The sequence below is a fragment of the Plesiomonas sp. ZOR0011 genome (genome assembly GCF_000800945.1).
Lineage (GTDB): Bacteria > Pseudomonadota > Gammaproteobacteria > Enterobacterales > CAMTGL01 > Plesiomonas > Plesiomonas shigelloides.
Genome location: NZ_JRKB01000052.1, coordinates 26051 through 45080 on the forward strand (window position 1 = coordinate 26051; position 19030 = coordinate 45080).

16 protein-coding genes are annotated in these 19030 nt (G+C 54.0%); 15 read left to right on the plus strand and 1 reads right to left on the minus strand.

The features are described from left to right. Positions 1 to 146 precede the first annotated feature (146 nt). The 12 genes from pepB (L975_RS09455) to L975_RS09510 all read left to right on the plus strand — a co-directional run bounded on the left by pepB (L975_RS09455) (position 147) and on the right by L975_RS09510 (position 13383). On the plus strand, positions 147 to 1451 hold the full coding sequence (gene pepB, locus L975_RS09455; RefSeq protein WP_230400800.1) for an aminopeptidase PepB: 1305 nt from the start codon (positions 147 to 149) through the stop codon (positions 1449 to 1451). A 125-nt stretch (positions 1452 to 1576) separates the two neighbouring features. Then, on the plus strand, positions 1577 to 2857 hold the full coding sequence (gene pepB / locus L975_RS09460; protein ID WP_047708335.1) for an aminopeptidase PepB: 1281 nt from the start codon (positions 1577 to 1579) through the stop codon (positions 2855 to 2857). A gap of 379 nt (positions 2858 to 3236) precedes the next feature. Then, the gene (gene ndk / locus L975_RS09465) at positions 3237 to 3665 is read left to right on the plus strand and encodes a nucleoside-diphosphate kinase (protein ID WP_039046709.1); all 429 of its coding nucleotides are present in this window, start codon (positions 3237 to 3239) and stop codon (positions 3663 to 3665) included. A gap of 233 nt (positions 3666 to 3898) precedes the next feature. Further along, entirely contained in the window at positions 3899 to 5020 is a 1122-nt protein-coding gene (locus L975_RS09470) for a bifunctional tRNA (adenosine(37)-C2)-methyltransferase TrmG/ribosomal RNA large subunit methyltransferase RlmN (RefSeq protein ID WP_010862427.1), read from the plus strand. 53 nt (positions 5021 to 5073) lie between these two features. Next, on the plus strand, positions 5074 to 5829 hold the full coding sequence (pilW, locus tag L975_RS09475; RefSeq protein WP_047708337.1) for a type IV pilus biogenesis/stability protein PilW: 756 nt from the start codon (positions 5074 to 5076) through the stop codon (positions 5827 to 5829). Further along, the gene (rodZ, locus tag L975_RS09480; RefSeq protein ID WP_039046711.1) at positions 5819 to 6838 is read left to right on the plus strand and encodes a cytoskeleton protein RodZ; all 1020 of its coding nucleotides are present in this window, start codon (positions 5819 to 5821) and stop codon (positions 6836 to 6838) included. The genes pilW and rodZ overlap by 11 nt, the downstream gene beginning before the upstream one ends. Positions 6839 to 6847: 9 nt before the next feature. Continuing rightward, complete coding sequence (gene ispG / locus L975_RS09485; protein WP_010862423.1) at positions 6848 to 7969, plus strand: flavodoxin-dependent (E)-4-hydroxy-3-methylbut-2-enyl-diphosphate synthase; 1122 nt, start codon at positions 6848 to 6850, stop codon at positions 7967 to 7969. Between the two features lie 167 nt (positions 7970 to 8136). Further along, the gene (hisS, locus tag L975_RS09490) at positions 8137 to 9408 is read left to right on the plus strand and encodes a histidine--tRNA ligase (RefSeq protein ID WP_010862422.1); all 1272 of its coding nucleotides are present in this window, start codon (positions 8137 to 8139) and stop codon (positions 9406 to 9408) included. An 18-nt stretch (positions 9409 to 9426) separates the two neighbouring features. Beyond that, positions 9427 to 10083 carry a YfgM family protein gene (locus L975_RS09495; RefSeq protein WP_036769113.1) on the plus strand — a complete coding sequence of 219 codons (657 nt, stop codon included), beginning with the start codon at positions 9427 to 9429 and terminating at the stop codon, positions 10081 to 10083. Between the two features lie 76 nt (positions 10084 to 10159). Continuing rightward, the gene (gene bamB, locus L975_RS09500) at positions 10160 to 11344 is read left to right on the plus strand and encodes an outer membrane protein assembly factor BamB (RefSeq protein WP_010862420.1); all 1185 of its coding nucleotides are present in this window, start codon (positions 10160 to 10162) and stop codon (positions 11342 to 11344) included. Between the two features lie 82 nt (positions 11345 to 11426). Then, positions 11427 to 12938, plus strand: coding sequence for a ribosome biogenesis GTPase Der (gene der, locus L975_RS09505; RefSeq protein WP_010862419.1), 1512 nt, complete (start codon positions 11427 to 11429; stop codon positions 12936 to 12938). Between the two features lie 187 nt (positions 12939 to 13125). Further along, on the plus strand, positions 13126 to 13383 hold the full coding sequence (locus L975_RS09510; protein ID WP_010862418.1) for a zinc ribbon domain-containing protein: 258 nt from the start codon (positions 13126 to 13128) through the stop codon (positions 13381 to 13383). 14 nt (positions 13384 to 13397) lie between these two features. Here L975_RS09510 and xseA read toward each other — a convergent pair whose 3' ends face one another. Beyond that, positions 13398 to 14735, minus strand: a complete 1338-nt coding sequence (xseA, locus tag L975_RS09515; RefSeq protein ID WP_047708339.1) for an exodeoxyribonuclease VII large subunit — start codon at positions 14733 to 14735, stop codon at positions 13398 to 13400. A 180-nt stretch (positions 14736 to 14915) separates the two neighbouring features. Between xseA and guaB the strand changes: the two genes are divergently transcribed. The 3 genes from guaB to L975_RS09530 all read left to right on the plus strand — a co-directional run bounded on the left by guaB (position 14916) and on the right by L975_RS09530 (position 18956). Beyond that, positions 14916 to 16379 carry an IMP dehydrogenase gene (guaB, locus tag L975_RS09520; RefSeq protein ID WP_010862416.1) on the plus strand — a complete coding sequence of 488 codons (1464 nt, stop codon included), beginning with the start codon at positions 14916 to 14918 and terminating at the stop codon, positions 16377 to 16379. Between the two features lie 87 nt (positions 16380 to 16466). Continuing rightward, positions 16467 to 18044, plus strand: a complete 1578-nt coding sequence (gene guaA / locus L975_RS09525) for a glutamine-hydrolyzing GMP synthase (protein WP_010862415.1) — start codon at positions 16467 to 16469, stop codon at positions 18042 to 18044. A 300-nt stretch (positions 18045 to 18344) separates the two neighbouring features. Further along, entirely contained in the window at positions 18345 to 18956 is a 612-nt protein-coding gene (locus tag L975_RS09530) for a pseudaminic acid biosynthesis-associated methylase (RefSeq protein ID WP_047708341.1), read from the plus strand. Positions 18957 to 19030: the final 74 nt, after the last annotated feature.

The following is a 19030-nucleotide window of genomic DNA, read 5'->3' on the forward strand; positions in this document are numbered from 1 at the left end:
ATTCTGATCGCCTGTCACGTCCCTTTACATCCCCCGTTGCAAAATCACCCGCAAAAAACTGCCGCATTGCGCCTAAGATATGTTAACAATGTGCGGTTATCCTTTTAAAAACACTCACACGAACAAGAGATCACAAGGAGTGGTTTATGTCTGAACTGATGTCCGTTTTTCTATCAACCGAGCCGGCCGATAGCCGCTGGGGGGATAAAGCGCTACTGAGCATGAGCGATTTAGGTGTGTGCATTCACCTGCAAGGCAATAGCACCGAGTGTGTACAAAAAGCGGCGCGTAAATTAGATGGCCAAGGGATCCGCCGCGTGCGTCTGGCTGGTGATGGCTGGGATCTGGAAACCTGTTGGGCATTCCATCAAGGTTTTCGCGCCAGTAAAGGTGAGCGTTTCGCCGAGCTGCCAACCTTGCCCGATGAGCAGCAACGTGAGCTGAATGCTCGTATTCGCTGCGGTGACTGGGTGCGCGATACCATTAACTTGTCGGCTGAAGAGTTAGGCCCGCAACAATTGTCGGTACGCGCTGCGGCATTTATCAAAGAGCTGGCGGGCGATAAGGTGAGCTTTAAAGTGATCACCGGCTCTGAGCTGCGTGAGCAGCAATACAACGGCATTTATACCGTGGGCCGCGGCTCCGATCGCGTGCCTGCGATGTTACAGCTGGATTTCAACCCTAGCGGTCAGGCTGATGCCCCAGTGTTGGCGTGTCTGGTGGGTAAAGGCATCACCTTTGACTCCGGTGGTTACAGCATCAAGCCGAGCGGCACCATGGACTCCATGAAATCTGACATGGGCGGTGCGGCCTTGGTCACCGGTGCGCTGGGGCTGGCGATTGCCCGTGGTTTGAACCAGCGGGTGAAACTGTATCTGTGCTGCGCCGAGAACATGGTCAGCGGTAATGCCTATAAGCTGGGCGATATCATTCGTTACCGTAACGGCAAAACTGTTGAGATCCTCAATACTGATGCCGAAGGCCGTCTGGTATTGGCCGATGGTCTGCTGGATGCCGATCAGCAAAATGCCGGTTTGATTATCGACTGCGCGACGCTGACGGGCGCAGCGAAAACTGCGCTGGGCAACGATTACCACGCACTGTTCAGCTTCGATGAAGCGCTGAGCGCGCAGATGCTGACAGCGGCGCAAGAAGAGCAAGAAGCGTTCTGGCGTTTGCCGTTGGCCGAACTGCACCGCCAGCAGTTGCCATCTAACTTTGCCGACCTGTGCAATATCGCGACCTCGCCATATACCGCGGGCGCCAGCACGGCTGCCGCGTTCCTGTCTTACTTTGTGCGTGATTATCGTCGTAACTGGCTGCACATCGACTGCGCGGCCACTTACCGCAAAGGCGCCAGCGATCTGTGGTCCGTCGGGGCGACCGGCATTGGTGTTCGCTCTCTGGCGAACTTGCTGCTCAAGCGTGCGGCAGACGCTGCGCACGCGTAATGGTGCACGCATTAACGGTTCACAGCAGTCATCCGAGTCCGCGCGCTTGCGCGGTACTCGATGAGGCGGGGCTGTTGTGCGCTTCGGTGCAAACATTCAGATAATCGAACACCTTGGAGGTGATCATGACGATCGCAGTCTATTTAACCACCAAGACGCCTGAAGCGCCTTGGTCGGCGCAGGCGCCAGTATCTTTGCATGACAATCAGGTCTGGTTGCATGTGGATCCGCAGTACTCGCTGCGCCGAATTCAAAAAGCCGCGCGTGCGTTACAGTCAATGGGTATCAATGCCGTTGAGCTGTGCGGTGAGCAATGGAGCGAAGCGGCGCAGTGGGCCTTTGCTAATGGTTTTACCACAGCCAAAGGCGGCCAACAGATCACTTGGCATCAAGGCGATCAGACGGTGCAAACCCGTTTGCAGCAGCGCATGAAAGCGGTCAGTTGGCTGCGTGAGGTGACCAATGCGGCGCCGCAAGATATGACGCCGTCAGTTCTGGCACAGAGAGCGGAAACCTTTATTCGCAGCTGTACCGAGCAGTTTATCAATACCCGCTGGATAGATGATGGCGATCTGCTCGCTCAAGGTTATGTTGGCGTGCACAGTGTCGGGCGTGGCAGCAGCAATACGCCGGTATTTTTGGAGATCGATGTTAATGCGGGCGCAGGTCCGGTCGCCGCTTGTCTAGTGGGGAAGGGTATCACCTTTGACTCCGGCGGCTACAGCATCAAGTCCAGCGAAGGCATGCTGCACATGAAATGCGACATGGGCGGCGCAGCGACTGTTACCGCCGCTTTAGGCTTGGCGTTGATGCAAGGTCTTAACCGTCACGTTAAGTTGTTCTTGTGCTGTGCGGAAAACCTGATTGCCGGTAATGCTTATAAGCTGGGTGATATTTTGCATTATCGCAATGGGGTGAGCGTCGAGGTGGTCAATACCGATGCTGAAGGGCGTCTGGTGCTGGCTGATGGCTTGATTGATGCTACGGCGACTGGCGCGCCACTGATCATTGATGCGGCGACCTTAACCGGCGCTGCGGTGACCGCGCTGGGGGATAACTACAATGCCCTGTTCGCGCTGGATCATGACTTGCTGCAACAGGCGCAAGCTGTGGCGGCTGAGGTCAGTGAGCCGGTGTGGCCATTGCCATTGGAGCTTTGGCATCAAGAGATGTGCCCGTCCGCCTATGCCGATACCGCCAACAGTCGGGCGGTGAAAGGGGGCGGCGCTGGTGGTGCGTCCAACGCGGCCGGCTTTTTGTCGCGCTTTGCTCCAGAAAACGGCAAGGGATGGTTGCATATCGATTTGGCCGCCAGCTTTGCTGATAGCAGCAATAGCCTGTGGGCTGCGGGTGCCACAGGTCAAGGGGTGGCGACCATCGCACGCTTGTTGTTAACGCGCACCTGATAGTTTTCGTAACTTACCTATTCGCGACGCCTACAACGAAGACGTGAATCTCCGGTCTGTTCATCTTTGCGATGAACAGACCGATAATCGTGGTGTGAAACGTGGGCGTCACGGATTATGGCCGACGGAACGTTCGCTTCAGCCGATACGGTTAAGTAAACGTGTGACCTGACCCCTCATAGGGGGCGTAATCACATCAATAACACCGCTCGCAGGCATTTTGTTATGTTGTTTTGGTTAACGAAATGTTTATATAATGTGCGTGTTTAACGGGGGCAATATGCGCATGGCTTACCCCGTAGGACGGAACCCAACACTGGCGGCGCATGTCGCTAACAAAACGTAAAACAGCCCTAAAATAACAACGATAGGACATATCATGGCTCTCGAACGTACATTCTCGATTATCAAACCGGATGCGGTTGCCAAAAATCTGATTGGTGCCATCTATTCCCGCTTTGAAGCGGCCGGTTTACGCATTGTGGCGGCCAAAATGCTGCATCTGAGCTCTGAGCAAGCGGCCGGTTTTTACGCGGAGCATCAGGGCAAACCATTTTATGATGATTTGGTCTCCTTTATGACTTCAGGCCCTATCATGGTGCAAGTGCTGGAAGGGGAAGACGCTATCCGCCGTCACCGTGAGATCATGGGCTCAACCAATCCCGCTCAGGCGCAAGCCGGAACACTGCGCGCGAACTATGCCGAAAGCATGAGCCGTAACGCCGTGCATGGCTCTGACGCCCCAGCATCTGCTGAGCGTGAGATTGCCTATTTCTTCGCGCCAGCGGAAGTTTTTCCACGCGCCTAATCGCCTTTGCTGTGCGCTAATGTGCGCCGCCTAGGTGAACCTATTTCCTAAGGGAGCTACGGCTCCCTTTTCTGTTTCCAGATTGTTTCTGCTCTTTGCCGTCTGTGAGTGGAAAGCCTATCTTAAAGTTTGTACAATGCCGCGCCCTTGTCTGCACAGTTTGCATATTGCGCCAGTGTATTAAGGGGCGACTTATTTCCTTTCACGCCATAACGTGTAATAACGAGGCAAGCATGTCCAACACCAAAATTAACCTTCTTGATCTGAACCGTGAAGCGATGCGCGCGTTTTTTGCCGATTTGGGCGAAAAGCCTTTCCGCGCCGATCAGGTCATGAAATGGATTTACCACTTTGGCTGCGATGATTTCGACGCCATGACCAATATCAACAAGGTGTTGCGCGGTAAACTCAAGGAAGTCGCCGAAATCCGGGCGCCGGAGATTGTTGCAGAGCAGCGCTCCAGTGACGGTACGATTAAATGGGCACTGGCGGTGGGCGATCAGCGCGTAGAAACCGTGTATATCCCAGAAGATGACCGCGCGACCTTGTGCGTTTCTTCTCAGGTCGGTTGTGCGCTGGAATGTACGTTCTGCTCCACCGCGCAGCAAGGTTTTAACCGTAACCTGCGAGTTTCCGAAATTATCGGTCAGGTATGGCGCGCCGCGAAAACCATCGGTCCGGTGGCGACGAACAGCGGTCAGCGTCCTATCACCAACGTCGTGATGATGGGGATGGGCGAGCCATTACTGAACGTCAGTAACGTGATTCCTGCGATGGAGATCATGTTAGATGATTTCGGATTTGGCCTGTCGAAACGCCGTGTTACCCTGTCTACATCTGGGGTGGTTCCGGCACTGGATAAGCTGGGCGACATGATTGATGTGGCACTGGCGATCTCTTTGCACGCGCCGACCGATGCCATCCGTGACGAAATTGTACCGATTAACCGCAAGTACAATATCGAGTCATTCTTGGCTTCTGTGCGTCGTTATCTGGAGAAATCCAATGCCAATCAGGGCCGCGTCACGGTAGAGTATGTGATGCTGGATCACATCAACGATGGCATCGAGCACGCGCATCAGTTGGCCGAGTGCCTGAAAGATACCCCGTGCAAAGTTAACCTGATCCCATGGAACCCGTTCCCGGGCGCGCCGTATGGCCGCAGCTCGAACAGCCGGATTGACCGTTTCTCCAAAACATTGATGGAATACGGCATTACCGTGATTGTGCGTAAAACCCGTGGTGACGACATCGATGCCGCCTGTGGTCAGTTGGCCGGTGAAGTGGTCGACCGGACTAAGCGCGTGTTGAAGAAACAGGCTCTCGGGGAACCTATCAGCGTTAAAACGGTCTGATTGTCAGAGATTTATTTCTGTTTGTTATAACAGCAGGGTAGCGATAGGAAAGCATGAGGCTAAAACCAGTATTACAAGCAGCGTTCATTTCTGTGTTGCTGTCGGGATGTGTCAGTAGTGTTCCCGAGCGGGCAGCCATTAACTTCGAAGATGCCGCGCAAGCACGCATCAATCTGGGGCTGGGCTATCTGCAACAGGGCGAAATGGTACTGGCACGCCAAAATCTTGAACGGGCGCAGGCCTTTGCGCCCGATGATTATCGCGTTCACATGGCAATGGCGTATTATCACCAGCGGGTCGGCGAATTTAGCAAGGCCGAAACCGATTACACCAAAGCCATGCGCTTAGCACCGAAAAACGGTGACATTCTGAATAACTACGGTGCATTTTTGTGCTCACAAGGCAAATATGCGCAGGCTGAGACACAATTCAAGGCCGCATTAACGATTCCGGACTATTATCGGACAGCAGATAGCCTCGAAAATATGGGGCTGTGTGCCATGCGAGCCGGTAAAACCCAAGAGGCTGAAGGCTACCTGATCCGGGCGCTTAAACATGAACCGGCAAAGGGATCTCGTCTCATGTTACTGGCTGACAATGAACTAAAATCAGGTAATCGTGCGCAGGCGCAGTTTATGCTTGCCACTTATGATCGCGTGTTACCACCCAGTGCTGACAGCCTGTGGATGCATATCCGTCTGGCGAAAATCAATAATCAGTACAGTGCGCTGAACCAATACGGTCAGCAACTGGCGCGCGAATATCCTCAATCTCAACGCTATCAGCAGTTTTTAGCCAATGAATACTGAAGCCCAACATACAGAAAGTCCGATGACGCCGGGACAGCGTCTGCGTCAGGCACGTGAACAACTTGGCTACTCACAGGCTCAGGTTGCCGAACGTTTGTGTTTAAAAAATTCTGTCGTGCGGGCGTTAGAGGAGGATACCCTGACCTCTGAGCTGGCACCGACCTTTATCCGTGGTTATGTCCGCTCCTATGCCCGACTGGTGAACCTGCCGGAGCAGGAGATGGTCGCGGCCATCAACGCTGTGCTGCCGGCAGAACCTGCACCACAACTCAACATGCAAAGCTTCTCCAGTAAAAAAGAGCGCCGCAGCCATGATAATCGGCTGATGCTGTTCACTTGGGTGTTGCTGTTTGTGGTCATCAGTTTGACCGGGCTGTGGTGGTGGCAAAACCATCAGGCGCAGCAAGCCGAGCTGGAGAAAATGACCAGCACCCTGCCGCCAGCTGAACAATCACAAACCATTAGCGAAACGCCGGCAGTGCCGGTGCCGGAAGATGCCACCACCAACGCCAATAACGTAAGTGGTACGGCGACCGCGCCAGCGACCGATGCCAATGGCGCACCACTGGCGGCTACCGCTGGCGTAGCTAGCGCGGCGACGCCAGCTACAGCGCAAGGCTCCACCGCACCGCTGGCCGCCAATGCGGCGCAGCCAGCCGTTGCTGAGATCAACGGGCAGCCAGTGGCGCTCAATGCCGATGGTAATCCGGTTGCCCCAGTGACAACGCCAGCCGAGGAAGCGGCGGCCGAAGTGGCAACCGCGGGTGCGTTGAATCTGGAGTTTACCGGTGATTGCTGGTTAGAAATTAAAGATGCAACTGGCCAGAAACTGACGAGCGGGTTGCAAAAACAAGGGGCGAAACTGAGCTTGTCCGGTACGCCGCCTTACCGTCTGACCATTGGGGCGCCGGGCGCCGTTAACCTGAGTTTCGAAGGGAAACCGGTTGACCTGAGCCGCTACGCCGCCAGCGGCCGGGTGGCCCGCTTTACGCTGCCCCTGACAGAGTGATAGTAAGTTATGCATAAGGAATCGCCAATTCAACGGCGTAAATCACGCCAGATTTTCGTGGGTAATGTACCGGTTGGTGGTAATGCGCCGATCTCCGTGCAGTCGATGACCAACACCCGTACCACCGATGTGGATGCGACGGTGGCACAGATCCGCGCGCTGGAGCGCGTCGGGGCGGATATCGTACGGGTTTCGGTACCGACCATGGATGCGGCGGAAGCCTTTAAACTGATCAAGCAGCAGGTGACGGTACCGCTGGTGGCCGATATCCACTTCGATTACCGCATCGCGCTGAAAGTGGCTGAGTACGGGGTTGACTGTTTGCGCATCAATCCGGGCAATATTGGCCGTGAAGATCGTATTCGTGCCGTTGTGGATTGCGCGCGCGATAACAATATCCCGATTCGGATCGGCGTGAACGCCGGCTCGCTGGAGAAGGATATCCAAGAAAAATACGGTGAGCCGACGCCGCAAGCGTTGGTGGAATCTGCGCTGCGCCATGTCGAAATCCTCGACCGTCTGAACTTCCCTGATTTCAAAGTCAGTGTTAAAGCTTCGGATGTATTCTTGGCGGTGCAAGCGTATCGTCTGCTGGCACAACAGATTGAACAGCCTTTGCATCTGGGGATCACCGAAGCCGGCGGCGCACGTAGCGGCTCGGTCAAATCGGCGATCGGTCTGGGCATGTTGCTGGCCGAAGGTATCGGTGACACGCTGCGCGTTTCTCTGGCCGCCGATCCGGTTGAAGAGATCAAAGTGGGCTTTGATATCCTCAAAGCGCTGCGTATTCGCTCGCGTGGCATCAACTTCATCGCTTGCCCGACGTGCTCACGCCAAGAGTTTGATGTGATCAGCACCGTGAATGCGCTGGAGCAACGCTTGGAAGACCTGATCACGCCAATGGATGTATCCATTATTGGTTGCGTGGTCAACGGCCCTGGTGAAGCGCTGGTGTCCGATTTGGGCGTTACCGGTGGCAGCAACAAGAGCGGTTTTTACGAGGATGGCGTGCGTCAAAAGACCCGTTTTGACAACGATAATCTGGTCGACGAGCTGGAAGCCAAAATCCGCGCCAAAGCGGCGATGATGGATGAGCGCAACCGGATCGGCATCAATCAGATTGATGAGTGATCTGAACGCCGACAGCCTGTAACAACTGTAGCGGCGGCCTTGATTGAATCGGCGCTAACAAACTATTTATAATCCGCAAGGATCCTCCGGCAGTCGGCACCGATGCGACTGCCGGAGCAGTTTCGGATTCTGCGAAGAATACAGACAAATTACAAAAGAGAAGTGACGTGGCCAAACAAATCCAAGCCATCCGCGGGATGAATGACTGTCTGCCAAATGAAACCCCGGTCTGGCAAAAAATCGAAGGTACCATCAAGCGCGTTGTCGCGAGCTATGGGTACAGTGAAATCCGTATGCCTCTGGTGGAGATGACTCCGCTGTTCTGTCGTGCGATCGGTGAAGTGACCGACGTGGTAGAAAAAGAGATGTACACCTTTGAAGATCGCAACGGCGACAGCCTGACCCTGCGACCTGAAGGCACAGCAAGCTGTGTTCGCGCCGGTATCGAGCATGGCCTGCTGTACAATCAGGAACAGCGCCTGTGGTACATCGGCCCGATGTTCCGTCACGAGCGTCCGCAAAAAGGTCGTTATCGCCAGTTCCATCAGGTTGGGGTTGAAGTGTTCGGTCTGCAAGGCCCGGATATCGATGCTGAACTGATTATGATGACCGCCCGTCTGTGGCGCGAGCTGGGGATTGCCGATCACGTACGTCTGGAGCTGAACTCGATCGGCTCTCTGGAAGCACGTGCTAACTACCGTACCGCGCTGATTGCGTTCTTAGAGCAGCATATCGATGTGCTGGACGAAGATTGCAAGCGCCGCATGTACACCAACCCACTGCGCGTGCTGGATACCAAAAATGCCGATATCCAAGCGCTGCTGAACGATGCGCCGAAGCTGGCCGATTATCTGGATGACGAGTCGCGCGATCACTTCAACGGTCTGTGTGCGCTGCTGGATGCTGCCGGTATTGCTTACACCCTGAATAACCGTCTGGTGCGTGGTCTGGATTACTACAACCGTACCGTGTTCGAGTGGGTCACTGAAAGCTTGGGCTCTCAAGGCACCGTGTGTGGCGGTGGCCGCTACGATGGTCTGGTTGAGCAGCTGGGTGGTCACGCGACCACATCGGTGGGTTTTGCCATGGGCTTGGAGCGTCTGGTTCTGCTGGTGCAAACCGTTAACCAGAGCATTGAAATTAAAAATCCGGTTGATATTTATGTGGTTTCCGCCGGAGAAGGTACACTGACTGCGGCAATGTGTCTGGCCGAAAATCTGCGTGATTTGCTGCCAGAGCTGAACATCATGACTCACTGCGGTGGCGGTAACTTTAAAAAGCAATTCAAACGCGCAGATAAAGTGGGCGCACAGTATGCGCTGGTGCTGGGCGAGAGTGAAATCGCGACCGGTCAGGTAGTACTGAAAAACCTGCATACCTCAGATCAGGAAACCCTGAGTCAGGATGCAGCGGTGGCACGATTGGCGACACTGTTTTAATTAATGAGGATGGAATCGGTGGACATCTATACCACAGAAGAGCAGCAACTTGACGCGTTTCGTCAATGGTGGAAGGACAACGGCCGCGCCGTCATTATCGGTGCGGTACTGGGGTTAGGTGGATTGTATGGCTGGCGTTACTGGCAGTCTCATCAGCACAATAACTACACCGCAATGTCGACACAATACGAGCAAGTATTGACCGGTCTGAACACTGTGGCTGACGGCAGCAAAGCAGCCGACAGCACACAAGCTCAGGCGGTGGATAAGCAGGCTCAGGCGTTTATTGATGCCCATCCAGATACCTCCTATGGTGTGTTTACCGCGCTCGAGCTGAGCAAAGCGCAGATTGAACAAGGTAATTACGCCGCGGCAGCCAAGCAGCTGGAGTGGGCGCTGGCCAATACTCAAGATGCCACGCTGACTCCAGTTATCACTCTGCGTCTGGCGCGCGTTCAGCAGCAGCTGGGGCAGTCGGATAACGCACTGGCGACTTTGGATAAAATCACCTCTGCGGCTTGGAAACCACAAGCTCTGGCACTGCGTGGCGATATCCTGCTGAGCAAACATGATCTGGCTGGCGCGAAAGCGGCCTACACCCAGGCCATGACCGACGGTGCAAACCCGACGCTGCAAGGCATGTTGCAGATGAAGCTGAACGACTTATCCAACTAAGACGGCTCTCAGCGCGCATCACGTAAGTGGGGCGCGCTGCATCTTAGTGTGGCCATACGATTAAAGAGAGGTTGGCATGGCAAAGCGCCATCATCTGCTGGCAACCAGCTTGCTGGCAGCAACATTACTGAGCGGCTGCTCTTTGTTTAGCGGCGAAGAAGATGTGGTGAAAATGTCACCACTGCCGGTAGTGGAAAACCAGTTTAAAGTAGAAAAATTGTGGGATACCTCCGTTGGCAACGGCGTCGGTGATTTCTTCTCCCGTCTGCGTCCAGCTTATATGGATGGCAAGGTTTACGCTGCGTCCCGCAACGGCGAAGTCGCCGCACTGGATGCCGAAAAAGGCAACGTGCTGTGGAAAACCAGCGTGGCGGAAAAATCCGGCTTCTTCTCTAGCAGCACTTCACCGATGTTAGCCGGTGGCGTGACTGCTGCTGATGGCACAGTGTATGTGGCCAGCGAAAAGGCCGAGCTGTATGCCCTGAATGCTGACGATGGCAGCGTGAAGTGGACGGCGCGTGTTGGCGGCGAAGTGCTGTCACGTCCTGCGGTAGAAGACAATATAGTGCTGGTGCATACCACAAATGGTATGCTACAGGCCCTGAATGCCGATGATGGCCAGATCCGTTGGACGGCTAACCTAGATACCCCAACTCTGTCGATTCGTGGCGAGTCTAGCCCAGTGACAGCGTACGGTGCCGTGCTGGTGGGCGGCGACAGTGGTCGCGTGACCGCCATCATGATGGATCAAGGTCAGCTGATTTGGCAGCAACGTATTGCCAAGCCGGGCGGGGCGACTGAGATTGATCGCCTGTCCGATGTGGATGCCACGCCGATTGTGGTGAATAATGTGGTATATGCACTGGCGTATAACGGCGAGCTGTCTGCGCTGGATCTGCGCTCCGGTCAACCACTGTGGCGTCGCTCCTTTGGCTCCGTGAATGACTTTGTCATTGATGGCAACACCCTGTATCTGGTCGACAGCACCGGTCGCATTGTGGCGGTGGATATTCGCGGTGGCACTGAGCTGTGGAGCCAAAATGCTCTGCAGTACCGTGGTGTGACTGCGCCTGTGGTGTATGAAGGTTATCTGGTGGTTGGTGATGCCGAAGGCTACCTGCACTGGATGGATCTGGGTGATGGCCGTTTTGTCGCCCAGAGCAAAGTCGACAGCAGCGGTTTGTATGCCGAGCCAGTTGTGGCCGATGACACCTTGTTGGTGCAGGCCCGTAACGGTGATGTGATTGCACTGAAAAAATAAGTGCAAGCGTAGTAATTGGTGAGGTACGGCTCCTGATCTTGGGATCAGGAGCCGTTTTCTCTATAAGAAATAAGAGGTTTTTATGGTTCCTGTCGTCGCTCTAGTAGGACGTCCGAATGTGGGTAAATCCACGCTGTTCAATCGTCTTACCCGCACGCGGGATGCGTTGGTTGCTGATTTTCCCGGCCTGACCCGAGATCGCAAATATGGACGTGCGGTTCTATCCGGCCATGAGTTCATCGTGATTGATACCGGTGGTATTGACGGTACCGAAGACGGTGTGGAAACCAAAATGGCAGAGCAATCGCTGATGGCGATTGAAGAAGCCGATGTGGTGCTGTTTTTAGTCGATGCCCGTGCAGGCATGACCACCGCCGATCAGGCGATTGCCCAGCATCTGCGGATGCGTGAAAAACCAACCCTGGTGGTCGCGAACAAAGTCGACGGTATCGATGCTGATGCGCATTGCGCCGATTTTTACGCTCTGGGTTTGGGTGAGATTTATCAAATTGCTGCGGCGCATGGCCGTGGTGTGTCGGCACTGATCGATCAGGCACTGGCTCCGCTGGTGTCTGAGATGGAAGAAGAAGAGCACGACGAGCTGGCCGATGAAGGCGATGATGGCTGGAATGAGCCAGAAGATCTGCAGTTTGATGAAAACGGCGATCTGATCGATTCTGAAGAGCTGGAAGACGAAGCGGAACAGGCTCCGGATGATCGTCCAATCAAGATTGCTTTGGTCGGTCGTCCAAACGTGGGTAAATCCACGCTGACCAACCGTATTCTGGGGGAAGATCGCGTTGTGGTTTACGATATGCCGGGTACTACCCGTGACAGTATCTATATCCCGATGGAGCGTGATGGCCAAGACTACGTGGTGATCGATACCGCTGGGGTGCGTCGTCGCGGTAAAGTGACCGAGACGGTGGAGAAGTTCTCCGTTATTAAAACCCTGCAAGCAATCGAAGATGCTAACGTCGTTCTGCTGGTGCTGGATGCGCGCATGGGCATTTCCGATCAGGATTTGTCATTGCTCGGTTTCGTGCTGAATGCCGGTCGTTCGCTGGTCGTGGTGGTGAACAAGTGGGATGGTCTGGATCAATCGGTGAAAGATCGCGTCAAAGAAGAGCTGGATCGTCGTCTGGACTTCGTGGACTTTGCCCGTATTCACTTCATCTCGGCCCTGCACGGCAGTGGCGTGGGTAACCTGTTTGAGTCGATCCAAGAAGCGTATTCGTCGGCGACCAAGCGTGTGAGCACGGCGATGCTGACCCGGATCATGCAGATGGCGACCCAAGATCACCAGCCACCAATGGTGAATGGTCGTCGTATTAAGCTCAAATATGCGCACACCGGTGGTCACAACCCACCGATCATCGTGATCCACGGTAACCAGCTCAAAGACTTGCCGGAGTCTTACAAGCGTTACCTGATGAACTACTATCGTCGTTCCTTGAAGATCATGGGGACGCCGATCCGCATTCAATTCCAAGAGACGTCGAACCCGTTTGGTCAGAAGCGTAACTTGCTGAGTGTGAGCCAGATGCACAAGCGTAAGCGTCTGCTGAAATTCATCAAAAAAGCGAAGAACTGATTTTCGTCTAGCGAAAGTTGGATCTTGCTTGTTGCACTATCACGGGAGCCTTTGGGCTCCCGTGTTGCATTTTGGGTATACTGAACTCACGATGCGGCAAAGGCGCACTGGCATCGAGTGCCGCTTTACCAGCACAGCACCCGTACAGAAAGTACCGTAATCGAAATGGAAATATCAGGAGTCAGCGATGAGTGATACGCAAAGCGATATGCCAAATGGCGGTGAAAACAGCTGTCCACACTGTGCGGGCGAGTTAGTGTGGAGCAAAGGGCATTATCACTGCCCAGAATGCGGCGAGAGTTTTATCCGGTTGGCTGATTGCCCTGAGTGCGGACAACCGCTGCAGCGTTTAGCGGCGTGTGGCGCTGAGAGTTATTTTTGTAATCACTGCAATGTGCCACGCTCACGGCAGACATTGCAGTTTTATTTTCAAGCCGCTGAATAAGCGTATACCGCAGATTACTCGCGGGTACGCTCGACGCGGCTGTGCACCACGCCGTCGCTAAGACGAATTTGCAGGCTATCTCCGGCCTGCACTTGCTGCACCGAGGTGATGAGCTGGCGCTGTTCGTCTTGCACCACTGCATAGCCACGAGCCAGCGTCGCCAGTGGGCTGACGGCCTGCAGACGCGCACCGAGTAGGCCCAAGGCCTGCCCACGCTGGCGCAGCAGGTGTTGCGTTTGCTGTGACAGGCGAGCCGTGAGCTGATCGAGCTGTTGCTGGCTGCGATCGATACGCTGGCGCGGCGTTTGGGTATGCAGCCGATGTAACAGGCTATCGGTACGCTGCTGCTGACGTTGCAACAGTCGCTCTGTGGCCTGCTGTAGGCGATGCTGTAAATCATCCAGCTGCATCTGCTGGCGCTGTAGACGCGCTTGTGGGTGTTGGCGTAGTAAACGGTGCTGTAAGCGCTCCAGATGCTGCTGCTGGCGCTGTAGCTGGCGTATCGCAGCTTGTTGTAAGCGATGCTGGCTCTGGCTTAGGCGCGTGAGCAGCGCTTGCTGGTCGCGACTGACCAATTCAGCGGCGGCGGACGGCGTTGGCGCGCGCAGGTCGGCAACAAAATCGGCAATCGTAACATCGGTTTCATGGCCGACGGCGCTGATCACCGGTAGTTGGCTGGCAAAAATTGCCCGTGCAACCGCTTCGTTGTTAAACGCCAGCAAATCTTCCAGTGCACCACCGCCGCGCCCAACAATCAGCACATCACTCTCCCGTCGGGCATTCGCTAGCGTAAGCGCTCGGATAATTTGTGCCGGCGCCTCGTTACCTTGCACCATCACCGGATAAATCACTACTGGCAGCATCGGATCGCGGCGCTGCAAGATTTGCAACATATCTTGTAAGGCGGCACCACTGGCGGAGGTGATGATCCCTACTTGCTTGGGATGCTCGGGCAGCGGCTTTTTAGCGCTTTGGGCAAATAATCCTTCAGCCGCCAGCTGCATCTTCAACTGCTCAAACTGCTGCTGTAAATCACCGGCCCCATCGGCCTGCATGCCTTCCACGACCAGCTGATAATCGCCACGTGGCTCATACAGGGTGACATTCGCCCGAACCAACACTTGCTGACCGTTTTGCGGCCGAAAGGTCACTTTGCGATTGCTGGTACGGAACATGGCGCAGCGGACTTGTGCTTGCAGGTCTTTGAGCGTGAAGTACCAATGGCCAGAAACGGGCATCGAAAGGTTGGAGATTTCCCCGCTGATCCAGATTTGTGTCAGTTGGCTTTCGAGGAGTAAACGTACCGCCTGATTGAGGCGAGAGACAGTGAAGATAGGACGGTTTTCTTGCAAAACAGCTCCGCGCAGATTACCGGCTGAAGAATGATGGTGATCAATCGATAGTACGTTACCTAGACAAAAACGCAAGCAGCAAAGCGAAAAAACGTTTGGCTAATCGTTTACGTCATGTATAATGCGACGGCAATATTTTATCGAACTTTGAACTTCCACTTTCCCTGGTGAGATATTGCAATGTTAAGAATCGCAAAAGAAGCTTTGACCTTTGACGACGTTCTGCTCGTTCCTGCCCATTCTACTGTCTTACCAAACACTGCGAACTTGAGCACTCAGCTCACTAAAACCATTCGCCTGAACATTCCGATGCTGTCTGCTGCTATGGATACCGTGACCGAAGCGGATCTGGCTATTGCGCTGGCACAGGAAGGCGGTCTGGGCTTTATTCACAAGAATATGCCTATCGAGCGTCAGGCTGAAGAAGTCCGCAAAGTGAAAAAATATGAAAGTGGGGTGGTGAGCGATCCGGTGACCGTGAAGCCGACCACCACTATTCGCGAAGTGCTGGCGCTGACCGAGAAGAACGGCTTTGCCGGTTACCCAGTCGTGACCGATGAGCTGGAGCTGGTGGGGATCATCACTGGGCGTGATGTGCGCTTTGTGACTGACTTGGATCAGCCTGTAACCAAGGTGATGACACCAAAACCACGTATGGTGACTGTGCTGGAAGGCGCGCCACGTACCGACGTACTGGCGCTGATGCACGAGCGTCGCGTGGAAAAAGTGCTGGTGGTGGATCGCAGCTTCCGCCTCAAAGGCATGATCACAGTAAAAGACTTCCAAAAAGCCGAGCGTAAGCCGAATGCTTGTAAAGACGAACTGGGCCGCCTGCGTGTAGGCGCAGCCGTAGGTGCGGGCGCGGGCAATGAAGAGCGTATCGATGCGCTGGTGGAAGCCGGTATCGATGTGCTGCTGATTGACTCCTCGCACGGTCACTCTGAAGGCGTATTGCAACGTATCCGTGAAACCCGCGCTAAATATCCTGATCTGCAAATCATCGGCGGTAACGTCGCTACCGCAGCCGGTGCATTGGCACTGGCCGAAGCCGGTTGCAGCGCCGTGAAAGTGGGCATCGGCCCAGGCTCTATCTGTACCACTCGTATCGTAACTGGCGTGGGCGTACCGCAAATTACCGCAGTATCTGATGCTGCTGCCGCGCTGGCACCGCTGGGCATTCCTGTGATTGCCGATGGTGGTATTCGTTTCTCTGGTGATATCGCTAAAGCCATTGCGGCAGGCGCTTCTTGCGTGATGGTTGGCTCGATGCTGGCCGGTACCGAAGAATCTCCAGGTGAAATCGAGCTGTATCAAGGCCGCGCATTCAAATCCTACCGCGGTATGGGTTCATTGGGTGCGATGTCAAAAGGCTCGTCTGACCGTTACTTCCAAAGCGACAACGCTGCCGACAAGCTGGTACCAGAAGGTATCGAAGGCCGTATCGCTTACAAAGGCAAACTCAAAGAGATCGTGCACCAGCAAATGGGCGGTCTGCGCTCTTGCATGGGCTTGACCGGTAGCGCCACCATCGAAGATCTGCGCACCAAGGCCGAGTTTGTGCGCATCACCGGTGCGGGCATGAAAGAAAGCCACGTACACGATGTCACCATCACTAAAGAGTCGCCGAACTACCGTATGGGCTGATTAGCCGCCTGTATGCTTGCAGCGGCGGCGTATGAATCCCGCCGCTGCAGTAACCTTTTTCGCCGTTAATTCAAAACAGAGTGACCGATGAGCAAAAATATTCACGACCACCGTATTCTGATCCTCGATTTTGGTTCTCAGTACACCCAACTGATTGCCCGCCGTATCCGTGAGATTGGCGTATATTGTGAATTGTGGGCCTGGGATGTCACTGAAGAGCAGATCCGCAGCTTTAACCCGAACGGTATTATCCTCTCTGGTGGCCCAGAAAGTACTACCGAGCAAGGCAGTCCACGTGCGCCAGAATATGTGTTCAACGCCGGTGTACCGGTACTGGGCGTGTGCTATGGCATGCAGACCATGGCGATGCAGTTAGGCGGCATGGTGCACTCTTCTGACGAGCGCGAATTTGGCTATGCTAGCGTGGAAGTGCTGGGTAACAGCCGTCTGTTTGCTGGCGCACAAGACAGCGTGAATGCCGAAGGCAAACCACTGCTGGATGTGTGGATGAGTCACGGCGATAAAGTGACAGCGATTCCTTCTGATTTCAGCACTATTGCGGTAACGGATACCTGTCCGTTTGCGGCGATGGCTAACGAAGAAAAACGTTTTTACGGTGTTCAGTTCCACCCAGAAGTGACCCATACCCATCAGGGTAAGCGCATGCTGGAGAACTTTGTACTGGAGATCTGTGGCTGTGAAGCGCTGTGGACGCCAGCTACTATCATCGATGACGCGGTGGCTCGGATCCGCGAGCAAGTGGGCGATGATGAGGTGATCTTAGGTCTGTCCGGTGGTGTGGATTCTTCCGTAACCGCTATGCTGCTGCACCGCGCGATCGGTAAGCGTCTGACTTGTGTGTTCGTCGACAACGGTCTGCTGCGTTTGAACGAAGCGGATCAAGTGATGAACATGTTCGGCGATCAGTTTGGCCTGAACATTATTCGTGTGGAAGCCGAAGAGCGCTTCTTGACCGCACTGGCCGGTATTCAAGATCCAGAGCAAAAGCGTAAGACTATCGGTCGCGTGTTCGTGGAAGTGTTCGACGAGGAAGCCGGTAAGCTCAGCAACGTGAAGTGGCTGGCGCAAGGCACTATCTACCCTGATGTGATTGAGTCCGCTGCCTCCGCGACCGGTAAGGCGCACGTGATCAAATCTCACCACAACGTAGGTGGGTTGCCAGAAGAGATGGCGCTGGGTCTGGTTGAGCCGCTCAAAGAGCTGTTCAAAGACGAAGTTCGTCGTATTGGTCTGGAGCTGGGTCTTCCGTACAACATGCTGTACCGTCATCCGTTCCCAGGTCCAGGTTTGGGGGTTCGCGTACTGGGTGAAGTGAAGAAAGAGTACTGCGATATCCTGCGCCGTGCCGATGCAATCTTTATCGAAGAGCTGCATAAAGCCAACTGGTACGACAAAGTTAGCCAAGCCTTCGTGGTCTTCCTGCCTGTGCGTTCGGTTGGGGTGATGGGCGATGGCCGCAAGTATGACTGGGTGGTCTCCCTGCGCGCGGTAGAAACCATCGACTTTATGACCGCCCATTGGGCGCACCTGCCGTATGAGCTGTTGGGCAAAGTGTCTAACCGAATCATCAACGAAATCAACGGTATTTCCCGCGTTGTTTACGATGTTTCTGGTAAGCCGCCGGCAACTATCGAGTGGGAATAATCCTTCCTCACTGACCGCTTTAGCTGTATCGGCGGTCAGCGTATATCGATTTATCTTGCTTCGTCATGTTAGCCCCGCACTGCGGGGCTTTTTTGTACTGAGAAAAGTTGGCGGGAGGTTTAATGATCTGGATGTTTTATCCGCCTGATGATGGAAGGCATGCAAGAGAGAATCATGTAAAATTCGCAGCAATAGGTGCGTTACGTGCGTCATTGGCTAGAGAATTAGTGACATTTAGCGGCATGAAATCACCATAGGTCATGTGCCGTAAAACAAATCAAATTATCGATCGGGGATGGAATGAGCTATCAAACTGAACAAGAGCAATTCTGGGCGGGTGAGTTTGGCGATAACTATATTGGACGAAATGAGTCTGAAGCATTGTTATATTCGAAGGTAGCAATGTGGTCGCAGATGCTGCGTAGTGCACACAGTGTACGTTCAGTACGCGAGCTGGGCTGTAACATCGGATTGAATTTATTGGCACTTAAGCGCATGCAGCCAAGTCTGGCATTGAGCGGCATCGAAATTAATCCTGTGGCAGCGGAGCAAGCTCGTCAGTTAGACGTAGCACAGATCACTTGCGGAACTATTTTGGATGAGATCCAAGATGAGCCTGTTGATTTGACATTTACTGCGGGAGTGTTGATCCATATTAATCCAGATCAGCTGGATAATGTTTACCGCAATCTAGTGAATAACAGCCGCCGTTATGTATTAGTTGCCGAATATTATAACCCAGCCCCTACTGCAATTATGTATCGGGGACATGCAGATCGTTTGTTTAAGCGTGATTTTGCTGGGGATTTAATTGAGAAGTATGGAATGAAGCTGGTGGATTATGGTTTCGTCTACAAACGAGATAATTGGGCTCCGCAAGATGATATCACGTGGTTCTTACTAGAAAAGTAAGTGAGTGAATAGAAAATAATTTTAATTATTAAAAATCAAATAGATATATTGATTAATGGGATGTGGCCGTATCA